8 protein-coding genes are annotated in these 8,415 nt (G+C 60.0%); 2 read left to right on the plus strand and 6 right to left on the minus strand.

Annotated features, from left to right (window positions below; all coding sequences use genetic code 11):
• Together VFE81_RS05930 and VFE81_RS05935 are read right to left on the minus strand one after the other, a co-directional pair.
• The coding region (locus tag VFE81_RS05930) for a GIY-YIG nuclease family protein (RefSeq protein WP_325043702.1) at positions 1-231 on the minus strand (231 nt) is incomplete at its 3' end.
• A gap of 10 nt (positions 232-241) precedes the next feature.
• Positions 242-1,411 (minus strand): GNAT family N-acetyltransferase, encoded by a 1,170-nt coding sequence (locus VFE81_RS05935; protein WP_325043703.1) that lies wholly within the window; start codon positions 1,409-1,411, stop codon positions 242-244.
• A gap of 131 nt (positions 1,412-1,542) precedes the next feature.
• On the opposite strand from VFE81_RS05935, the gene VFE81_RS05940 reads away from it, so the two are divergent.
• Positions 1,543-3,255 carry an NAD+ synthase gene (locus VFE81_RS05940; protein WP_325043704.1) on the plus strand — a complete coding sequence of 571 codons (1,713 nt, stop codon included), beginning with the start codon at positions 1,543-1,545 and terminating at the stop codon, positions 3,253-3,255.
• Between the two features lie 185 nt (positions 3,256-3,440).
• A complete protein-coding gene (glnK, locus tag VFE81_RS05945) occupies positions 3,441-3,779 on the plus strand; it encodes a P-II family nitrogen regulator (protein WP_006048444.1) in 339 nt (112 codons plus the stop codon).
• Positions 3,780-4,018: 239 nt separating this feature from the next.
• Here glnK and VFE81_RS05950 read toward each other — a convergent pair whose 3' ends face one another.
• The 4 genes from VFE81_RS05950 to VFE81_RS05965 form a co-directional block, all read right to left on the minus strand.
• The gene (locus VFE81_RS05950; RefSeq protein ID WP_325043705.1) at positions 4,019-5,173 is read right to left on the minus strand and encodes a porin; all 1,155 of its coding nucleotides are present in this window, start codon (positions 5,171-5,173) and stop codon (positions 4,019-4,021) included.
• Between the two features lie 592 nt (positions 5,174-5,765).
• Complete coding sequence (locus VFE81_RS05955; RefSeq protein WP_325043706.1) at positions 5,766-6,545, minus strand: ABC transporter ATP-binding protein; 780 nt, start codon at positions 6,543-6,545, stop codon at positions 5,766-5,768.
• Positions 6,546-6,595: 50 nt separating this feature from the next.
• Positions 6,596-7,309 carry an ABC transporter permease gene (locus VFE81_RS05960; RefSeq protein WP_325043707.1) on the minus strand — a complete coding sequence of 238 codons (714 nt, stop codon included), beginning with the start codon at positions 7,307-7,309 and terminating at the stop codon, positions 6,596-6,598.
• The gene (locus tag VFE81_RS05965) at positions 7,306-7,995 is read right to left on the minus strand and encodes a histidine ABC transporter permease HisQ (protein WP_325043708.1); all 690 of its coding nucleotides are present in this window, start codon (positions 7,993-7,995) and stop codon (positions 7,306-7,308) included. The genes VFE81_RS05960 and VFE81_RS05965 overlap by 4 nt, the downstream gene beginning before the upstream one ends.
• Between the last annotated feature and the right edge of the window lie 420 nt (positions 7,996-8,415).

An 8,415-nucleotide genomic window follows, 5' to 3' on the forward strand; every position in this document is an offset into this window, starting at 1 on the left:
CAGCGCCCGCTTTTCAGAAGGCGACAACCGCTTGACCCAATACTCCGCACTCGACGCACTCGAACGGTTCGCCAACTCGAACGACACCAACACCCGCACCGGCTTGCGCGAACGCGTATAACGCGCGCCCACGCCGCTCACGTGCTTGTCGAAACGCGCCTGCACGTCGGTGGCAATGCCGGTGTAGACGCTGCCGTCCGAGCATTCGAGCAAATAGAGAAACCACGCCATGGGAACGCTTTTAGCCTTTGAACGGATTGTGTTCGCGCAGCTCGTCCACATACGCGTGGATGCTGTTCTTTTCGTTGTCGAGGAAGTGGCCGACCGCATCGGCGAAGGCCGGATGCGCGAGCCAATGCGCCGAGCGCGTCACAGTCGGCAAAAACCCGCGAGCCATCTTGTGCTCGCCCTGCGCGCCGCCTTCGAACGCACCGAGCTTTTCTTCGATGCAGAATTCGAGCGGCTGATAGTACGCGGTTTCGAAGTGCAAACAGGGCACATGTTCGAGTGCACCCCAGTAGCGGCCGTATAAGGTGCCGCCGGTTTTCGCGTCGCGCTGGTAGATCACGAGCGAGCTGGCGATCGGCTTACCTTCGTATTCGGCGATCACCAGCAGCAGATTTTCCGGCATCGACGCGCCGATCATGCGGAAGAAATCGAGGTTCAGATATGGGCTCGAAAAGTGCTCGCGGTAGGTTTGCCGATAACATTTGCTGAAGAATCGCCAGTCGGCGTCCTGGATATCCTCGCCGCGGATCCGGCGCATCGTCACGCCGGCTTCCTGTACCTTGCGACGCTCCGCACGGATGTTCTTGCGCTTCTTCTGTTCGAGCGTGGAGAGGAAATCGTCGAAGTCGCGATAGCCGTCGTTCAGCCAGTGGAACTGCACGCCTTCGCGTTGCATCATGCCCATATCGGTCAGCGCAGCGCCTTCCGTTTCGGTTGGAAACAGCACGTGCAGCGATGACACGTCGGCCTGCTCGGCGAACGCCATCAGCGTTGCGGCCAAATGCCGGAGGGCATGCGCATCCGCCGACAACAGCCGGTTGCCTTGCACCGGCGTGAACGGCACCGCGCACAGCAGCTTTGGGTAATACGGCAGACCGTTGCGCTTGTACGCATCGGCCCAGGCCCAATCGAACACGTATTCGCCGTACGAGTGCCCCTTCAGATACACGGGCGCGGCGGCCGCGAGCTTGTCCGTGCGTGGGTCGGTGAGCGTGACGAATTGCGGCGCCCAGCCGGTATCGGCGACCGCGCATCGGGTCGCGTGCAGCGCGCTCAAAAACTCGTGCCGCAGAAACGGCGTGGGTTGTGCTTGCTGGGCGAGGAGGGCATTCCATTCAGCGGCATCCACCTCGGAAGGCGACGCCAGAATGCCCGTGCGATAATCAAAGCGTTCCTGGTTCAATCTGTGTGACTGTTCCCAATGAGCGACGCAGGCTTGGTGCGATGCGTCGTTCGTTTATCCGATTTGTCCGTTCCGTCGAGCCAACCAGCCGCGGTACTCGCAAGCCGTCTGGCTTGCCTGTCGATCCTGCCATGAAGACCCGAATCGCTCTTGCTCAAATCAATGTCACCGTCGGCGACTTCGCCGGCAATGTCGCGAAGATTGTCGCTGCCGCGCGCGCTGCGCACAACGATGGTGCGAAGCTGCTGATTGCGCCTGAACTCGCGCTGTCCGGCTATCCGCCCGAAGATCTGTTGCTGCGTCCCGCGTTCTACACCGCGAGTGCGGCAGCGCTCGCCGATCTGGCCACGCAACTGAAGCCCTTCGCCGGCTTGCATGTGATCGTCGGCCATCCGCTGCGGGATGTTACACACGCGGTGGCGAACAGCGCGGCGCACGGCCATGGTAATGCAAACGCGCCGATCCAGCGCGGCGTCCCGCCGGTCGATACTTTCAACGCGGCCTCGCTGATCGTCGACGGGGAAGTGGTCGGCACCTATCGCAAGCAGGATTTGCCCAATACCGAGGTGTTCGACGAGAAGCGCTACTTCGCTTCCGACCCGAAGCCGTTCGTGTTCGAACTGGACGGTGTGAAGTACGGCGTAGTGATTTGCGAGGACGCGTGGCATGCGTCGGCCGCGCAAATGGCAAAGGCGGCGGGCGCGCAAGTGCTGCTGATTCCGAACGGCTCGCCGTATCACCTGAACAAGGAAGCGGTGCGCTTCGATATTCTGCGTGCGCGGATTCGCGAGACCGGCTTGCCCATGGTCTACGTGAACATGGTCGGCGCGCAGGACGAACTGGTGTTCGACGGCGGCTCGTTCGTGCTCGATGAAAAGGGCGAACTGGTCGCGAAGATGGCGCAGTTCGAGGAAGGCACCGCGATTGTCGAGTTCGACGGTAGCAAGCCGGTGCCCACGGCGATCGCGCCGGAGCTCTCGCTCGAAGCGCAGGTGTATGCCGCGCTCGTGATGGGTGTGCGCGACTACATCAACAAGAACGGTTTCCCGGGCGCGCTGATCGGTCTGTCGGGTGGCGTGGATTCGGCGCTGGTGCTGGCCGTTGCGTGCGATGCGTTGGGCGCGGATCGCGTGCGCGCGGTGATGATGCCGTCGCGCTATACCGCGGACATTTCAACCACCGACGCCGCCGAGATGGCACGTCGCGTTGGCGTACGTTACGACGAAATCGCGATCGCGCCGATGTTCGACGCGTTCCGCGGCTCGCTGGCCGAAGAATTCGCGGGCCGCGCCGAAGACGCCACCGAAGAAAACATTCAGGCCCGCATCCGCGGCACTTTGCTGATGGCGCTGTCGAACAAGTTCGGCTCGATCGTGCTGACCACCGGCAACAAGAGCGAGATGGCGGTGGGTTACTGCACGCTCTACGGCGACATGGCCGGCGGCTTCGCGGTGATAAAGGACATTGCCAAGACACTGGTCTACAAGCTGTGCCATTACCGCAACCAGGCCACCACCTTCGATAAGCAGGACGTGATTCCCGAGCGGATTCTGACGCGCGCGCCGTCGGCCGAACTGCGCGATAACCAGACCGATCAGGACAGCTTGCCGCCGTACGACGTGCTCGACGCGATCATGCGCATGTACATGGAAGAGGACCGCTCGCTGGCGGAAATCATTGCGGCCGGCTATGCGGTCGACGACGTCAAACGCGTCACGCGCCTCATCAAGATCAACGAGTACAAACGCCGTCAGGCGCCGATCGGCATTCGCGTCACGCATCGCGCGTTCGGTCGCGACTGGCGGTATCCGATTACGTCGTGCTACACCGAACCGGTTCAGTGAGAAGCGAACGTCTGCTGTGGCCTTACCCCATAGCAGACGAGAAGCGCGCGCCGGATTGCTGGACCACCGGATTGCCGGACCACCGGATTGCCGGACCACCGGATCGCCGCAACGCATCCGGCGCAGCGTAGAATAAAAATCATCCATTTCCCTTTCAACCTTCCAGTCACGAGACGAGGTCCGCCATGAAGCGCATCACTGCAGTCATCAAACCGTTCAAACTCGACGAAGTGCGCGAGGCGCTCGCTGAAGTCGGCCTCACGGGGTTGACCGTTACTGAAGTCAAAGGCTTCGGCCGGCAAAAAGGTCACACTGAGCTCTATCGTGGTGCAGAGTATGTGGTCGACTTTCTGCCGAAAGTGAAGATCGAAGTGGTTGTTGCGGATAACCAGTGCGATCAGGTGATCGACGCGATCATTGGCGCGGCACGCACCGGCAAGATCGGTGACGGCAAGATTTTCGTCGCGGACGTGGAGCGTGTGATCCGGATTCGCACGGGCGAGGAAAACGAAGCCGCGGTTTGAGCGGCTCGGCTCGCACTGTTAAAACGGAGAGTTAAAGCGCTGGTATTGGCACCCGCACAACGCGCGCACCGATCAGGTGCGCCGGGGCAGTGGCAAAACCGCGCGCACAAATAAAAAACGGTGCGATACCCTTTCGGACATCGCACCGATACGCGCCTCTCGCAGCAGCGTGAAAAAGATTCTCTTGAAGAACTCGTTACTACGCCCCGAAGGAAGTCCCCTCGGGGCACACCGTTCGATTAGAACGAGTGTTGAATACCTGCATACACACCCGATTGCTGGTGACCCGGCAGCGGATTGTCCGTTGCAGTGGACCTGCCGGCGTTGTCAGCATTCAGGCCAAAGTTAGCATTCTTGCTGTTGCGTGCCGTCGCGAGCTGGATATCCAGCAACGTGCGCTTGGACAGGTTGTACGAACCGCCAACCGTGTAGATCGTTGCATTGCCCGCGCCGTTGTTGCCGTTGACGTGGTACACCGCTGCGATCAGTGCTGCAGCTGGCGTTGCTTGCCACGTCACGCCGCCCCATTCGTGATCGAGGGTGGTCGGCTGGCCTGGCAGAACGCCCGTTGCACCTGCCGAACGGACTGCCTGGTAAGCGCCCTGAATCTTGAACTGGCCGAGGAACACGTTGACCAACGCTGAGTATTCACGCGATGCCGCGAACACGCCGTTCGACGTATTCAGCGCATTTCCATTGGCGCCGACTCCACCACCCCAGAGCGTACCGTTTGCCGGATTGCGGATTTCGTCGTACAGGCCGCGAACCTGGAACAGCGAGTTCGTGTAGGTGACCTGTGCGCCAGCTTCGCGACCTTGAGCGGTCGTGCCGTTGCCGTTCCAGTTCGTTGCGTTCGACAGCGCGTATTGACCGTAGAAGTCAAAGCCCGCGATCTTCGGCGACTGGTACGCGAAGTTGTTGCTCGATTGCGGCCAGTTGCGGCCACGCACCAGCGATGCCGACGACCAGTTCGATTGACCGAACGGGTCGAAGTCCCACACGCCGTTCGAGATGAACAGCATACGGCCCATCGTGAACGTACCGTACTGATCGTTCGACAGACCGACCGTTGCCCAACGATTGAAGAGACCGCCGCCGCCAGGGCCCGTGCCGTTCATCGTGTTGAAGGAGCCTTCCAACTGGAACAGGACCTTGTTGCCGCCACCGATGTCCTCAACGCCCTTCATGCCCCACAGGCTGGTACCCCAGTCACCGCTTTCTGCTTTGAAACGGTTCGTGCTGCCAGTTGACTGACCATTTGCACCGACGCCTTGCGGAACGCCCGACATGTATTCCAGGCCAGCGTCAAGGCGGCCGTACAGCGTCACGCTGCTTTGGGCGTGAGCAACTACACCGGCTGTCATTAGCGCAGCGGCGAGCAAAGCTTTCTTCATCTTCTCCTCCATACCCTGTCAAAAAGTGAAACCCAGTACTGCGAATGGTGTTCGGACGCAAGCGCGCCGAACAGAAATCGGTACCAGGGAGATTAGCGGGTGGATTGGGTCTCCTGCCGTGACGGATAGCCTCAACGGGCTATTCTTTGCGTCATGCCGATCCCTCGCCGACCGGTTCTCCTCTGTTGCTTTGAAGTGAAACTACTTTTAATGAACTTCGTTTTGCTACTCTGGTTACTAATTTATCAAAAATACACTTCAGTGGGAGAAGAAATTAGTACCGGCCTGGGCCGGTGTCTCCAAATTGCAATACGAATATGCACGGGGAAGCGTCGCAACGTCCCAAAAAAGGCGGGAAACCCTTATGCCGTAAGGGAATCACGGATTGGGACGAGCAACGTTAAGGATTGCCACTATTGACGCTTCAAATGCAGCAGAGTAGGGCGGGAGGAGGATGGCTCGAGGCCGGTTCAGGGGCATTTTCGAGGCCAGAACGGCCGGAATGCACAGGTGAGCGAAGTAAAAAAGGCGCTCGTAAGCGCCTTGTAATGCTACTTTGACTACAACCCAAATACCAGGTTGTACGACAGTCTCATTTAAGGCTGCCGGAAAGGAACTGCTTGAGCCGTTCGCTCTTCGTGTTCCTGAAGACCTCGTCCGGATGGCCTTCTTCTTCGACGCGGCCTTGATGCAGGAACATCACGTGATTCGATACGTTGCGCGCGAACGCCATTTCATGCGTGACGACGATCATCGTGCGACCTTCTTCGGCGAGCGTCTGCATGACCTTGAGCACTTCGCCGACCAGCTCGGGATCGAGTGCGGAAGTCGGTTCGTCGAACAGCATGACATCCGGATGCATGGCCAGCGCGCGTGCAATTGCCACGCGTTGCTGCTGGCCGCCCGACAGATGCGACGGGTACTGTTTTTCCAGCCGCGGTGCGAGGCCCACTTTCTCCAGATACTCACGTGCCCGCTCTTCGGCCTCCTTGCGCTTCAGACCCAGCACGTTGACCGGCGCCTCGATGATGTTCTCGAGCACGTTCATGTGCGACCACAGGTTGAAGTGCTGGAACACCATCGACAGCCTGGTGCGCACGCGCTGCAACTGCTTCGGATCGGACACGCGCAAGGCGCCGTTTTTGGCGATCTGCGTGCGGACCTCTTCGCCATCGACAAAGATGCGCCCGGAGTTCGGCTGTTCGAGGAAGTTGATGCAGCGGAGCATCGTGCTCTTACCCGAACCGGACGAGCCGATCACGCTGATTACGTCGCCGGCGTCGGCCTTCAGCGACACGCCCTTGAGGACTTCGTTGTCGCCGTACTGTTTGTGAAGCTCGTCAACGAAGAGCTTTTGCTTCCTGGTGTTCATCGGGATCCTTGGCGGGCTTACTTGCTTGGGGGCGCAGTGCCCTTTTTTAGTTACTTGCCTTGCGGCCGCAGGTAAGCGAGCCAGTGACGCTCCGCGCGGCGAAACAGCCACACGAGCGCAAAAGAAATAAACAGATAGAGCAGGGCGGCGAGGCCGAACGCATTGAACGACTGATACGTGGCCGAGTTCACGTCGCGCGCGATCTTGAGAATGTCCGGCACGGTCGCGGTGAACGCGACGGTGGTGGCGTGCAGCATCAGGATCACTTCATTGCTGTAGTACGGCAACGCGCGGCGCAGCGCGGACGGTAGAATCACGCGCCGGTACAGCGTGAACGACGACATGCCATACGCGCGCGCCGCTTCGATCTCGCCGTAAGGCGTGGCCTTGATCGCGCCCGCGAAAATTTCGGTGGTGTACGCGCAGGTGTTCAGCGTGAACGCGAGCAGCGTGCAATGCATGCCGTCGCGGAAGAACGCGTTGGTCAGCTCGTGATTGCGAATGATTTCGAGGCTATACAAGCCGGTGTAGCAGAGCAGCAGTTGCACGTAGAGCGGCGTGCCGCGAAAGATATACGTATACAGCCACACCAGGCCGGCCAGCCACTTCTTCTTCGACACGCGCGCGACCGCGAGGGGGATCGACAGGCAGAAGCCGAGTCCGATCGACACTACCAGCAGCCACAGCGTGATCACGACGCCGGTGAGGCGGTAGCCGTCGCTATAAAGATAGTTGCGCCAGTATTCCTGAATGATCTCGATCATAGATCCGCCTTTCGTACGCCGGTCGAGTAACGCTTTTCGAGGTACATCAGCACGAAGTTGGACACTGTGGTGATGACGAGATAGATCGCCCCTGCGAGCAGGGTGAAGAAGAAGAACCGCAGCGTGCCCTTGCCCGCATCCTGCGAGGCCTTGACCACATCCGCGAGACCGATGATCGACACCAGCGCGGTGGCTTTCACCATCACCTGCCAGTTATTGCCGATGCCGGGCAGCGCGAAGCGCATCATCTGCGGGAACATCACCCGCGAGAACACCTGCCAGCTGGTCATGCCATAGGCCGCGCCCGCTTCGAGCTGGCCGCGCGGCACCGCGAGGAACGCGCCGCGGAAAGTCTCGGTGAAGTACGCGCCGTAGATGAAGCCCAGCACCGCGACACCGGCCACGAACGGGTCGATGTCGATCTGATCCCAGCCGAGCAGGTCGGTCAGGTTATTCAGCCAGATCTGGATGCTGTAGAAGAGCAGCAGCATCAGCACCAGGTCGGGCACGCCGCGCACGAGCGTCGTGTAGACAGTGCCGACACTATAGGACAAGCGATTCTTCGACAGTTTCGCCGCCGCGCCGAGCAGGCCCAGCACAAAAGCGAACGCCAGCGACAACACCGCCAGTTTGACGGTTTGCCAGGTGCCGTTAAGAAGCAGCGGGCCGTAGCCTTGAAGGAACATATGGGTCCTTGACAATGCGTTTGTGACGCACCGCGAAAGACGCGGCCAGCTCTGCACCGCGTTTGCCGCGAGCCTGAGCTCGCCGTTTCCTGCGGTGCACAGCGCACCGCTGTGCAAATCATGACTGCATGACCGTTGCCGGTCTTGCAGCGCGCTTTTCGACTCTTGTTCTGAATCGGGTTTGAAGCTGTTTTTGAGGCTGCGTTTTGAATCTCTTGCGACTGTATTACGAAGCCCTGGGAAAGCCCATGCGGGCGAGCCCCGAGTTTCGTGGTGCTGCGTGTTGCTGCTTGCCTGACCTGTTGCTGGGCAGGAGGTCCACTCAGCGAGTGGGTCACTAACCGGTGCAGTGCTCCGTTGGGTGATCCATTCAGTGGCCAGGATAAATATCGACGTCGAAGTACTGCTTTTCGAGTTTCC

Source organism: Paraburkholderia sp. (genome assembly GCF_035656215.1).
Classification (GTDB): domain Bacteria; phylum Pseudomonadota; class Gammaproteobacteria; order Burkholderiales; family Burkholderiaceae; genus Paraburkholderia.

Bases quoted from the DNA above. Each gene is read 5' to 3' on its own strand.
- VFE81_RS05940 (WP_325043704.1), top strand. From the start codon at position 1,543: ATGAAGACCCGAATCGCTCTTGCTCAAATCAATGTCACCGTCGGCGAC.
- glnK (WP_006048444.1), top strand. From the start codon at position 3,441: ATGAAGCGCATCACTGCAGTCATCAAACCGTTCAAACTCGACGAAGTG.
- VFE81_RS05950 (WP_325043705.1), bottom strand. From the start codon at position 5,173: ATGAAGAAAGCTTTGCTCGCCGCTGCGCTAATGACAGCCGGTGTAGTT.
- VFE81_RS05955 (WP_325043706.1), bottom strand. From the start codon at position 6,545: ATGAACACCAGGAAGCAAAAGCTCTTCGTTGACGAGCTTCACAAACAG.
- VFE81_RS05960 (WP_325043707.1), bottom strand. From the start codon at position 7,309: ATGATCGAGATCATTCAGGAATACTGGCGCAACTATCTTTATAGCGAC.
- VFE81_RS05965 (WP_325043708.1), bottom strand. From the start codon at position 7,995: ATGTTCCTTCAAGGCTACGGCCCGCTGCTTCTTAACGGCACCTGGCAA.